Genomic DNA, 1,532 nt, shown 5'->3' with positions numbered 1-1,532 from the left:
TACCGCGTGCTGGAGCGCTTCTATCGGCTCCCGCAACCGCTCATCGAGCGCTTCTACGCCGGCCGGCCGAGTCTCGCCGACAAGGTGCGGATCCTCGCCGGGAAGCCGCCGGTCCCGGTCCGCCGAGCGCTCGCAGCCCTGCCCGAATCCGCCCTGGAGCGCGCCCGTGCCTGATGCTGTGGTGATCGGGGCCGGATTCGGAGGGCTGGCGCTCGCCATCCGCCTGCAGTCCGCGGGCATCCCGACGACCCTGCTGGAGAAACGCGACAGGCCAGGCGGTCGCGCCTACGTCTACGAACAGGACGGCTACACCTTCGACGCCGGCCCCACCGTCATCACAGATCCGTCGAGCCTGGCCGAGCTCTTCGGCCTCTCCGGGCGCCGGATGGAGGATTACGTCGAGCTACTGCCGATCAGCCCGTTCTATCGGCTGTTCTGGGAAGACGGCGCGACCTTCGACTACGTGAACGACCAGGCCGAGCTCGATAGGCAGATCGAAGCGCTGAACCCCGCCGATGTCGCAGGGTATCGCCGCTTTCTCCAGTACTCCGAGGCGGTTTTCCAGGAAGGCTACGTCAAGCTCGGTCACGTGCCATTCCTGGACGTCGGCAGCATGATGCGGGCCGCGCCGCAGCTGGCCAAGCTGGAGGCGTGGCGGACCGTCTACAGCAAGGTCTCCCAGTATGTCCGCCACCCGCACCTTCGCCAGGCGCTGAGCTTCCACACCCTGCTGGTCGGCGGCAGCCCATTCGAGAGCTCGTCGATCTACACCCTGATCCACGCCCTCGAACGACGCTGGGGCGTATGGTTCCCGCGCGGTGGTACGGGCGCCCTCGTCCGCGCCCTGATGCGGCTGTTCGAGGATCTCGGCGGGACCGTCCTGCTGAACACTCCGGTGACGCAGATCCTGACCCGCGATGGCCGCGTGCACGGCGTGCTGGTGAAAGGCGGGCGGAAGGTCGACGCCGACCTCGTCGCCTCGAACGGCGACGTCGTCCACACCTACGGCCGTCTGCTGCGCCACCACCCGCGTGGCGAGGCGATGGAGAAGAAGCTCAGCCGCCGTCGCTTCTCCATGTCGCTGTTCGTTGTCTACTTCGGCCTGAAGCGACCGCCGGGCGACATGGCGCATCACTCCATCCTGTTCGGCCCCGAGTACAAGGGGCTGGTGCAGGCCATCTGTGGCGCCAAGCCCCTGCGTGACGACTTCTCGCTGTACCTGCACGCGCCCAGCGTCACTGATCCCTCCCTCGCGCCGGAGGGCCGCAGCGCCTACTACGCCCTGTCGCCCGTCCCCAATCTGCGCCAGCCGATCGACTGGGCGACCGAGGGGCCGCGCTACGCGGACAAAATCCTGGACTCGCTGGAGGCTCGGGTGCTGCCGAACCTGCGGCGAGACCTGGACACGCTGCGGATCTTCACGCCGGCGGACTTCGCCAGCGAGCTCAACGCCCATCTCGGTTCCGCCTTCTCGCTGGAGCCCATCCTGACGCAGAGCGCCTACTTCCGCGTGCACAACCGTGACGCTGTTC

The 1,532-nt window shown here is 67.8% G+C and carries 2 protein-coding genes; both read left to right on the top strand.

Annotated features, from left to right (window positions below):
• Window positions 1-6: 6 nt before the first annotated feature.
• Window positions 7-174 carry a lycopene cyclase family protein gene (locus tag VHK87_RS14905; RefSeq protein ID WP_329635677.1) on the top strand — a complete coding sequence of 56 codons (168 nt, stop codon included), beginning with the start codon at window positions 7-9 and terminating at the stop codon, window positions 172-174.
• Window positions 167-1,532: phytoene desaturase (locus tag VHK87_RS14900; protein WP_329635676.1), on the top strand; the 1,366-nt coding region annotated here is incomplete at its 3' end. The genes VHK87_RS14905 and VHK87_RS14900, both read left to right, overlap by 8 nt.

This window comes from Phenylobacterium sp. (genome assembly GCF_036263695.1).
Classification (GTDB): Bacteria; Pseudomonadota; Alphaproteobacteria; order Caulobacterales; family Caulobacteraceae; genus Phenylobacterium.
Note: the sequence above shows the minus strand (reverse complement) of the source record. Positions and strands in the feature narration are given on the sequence as shown.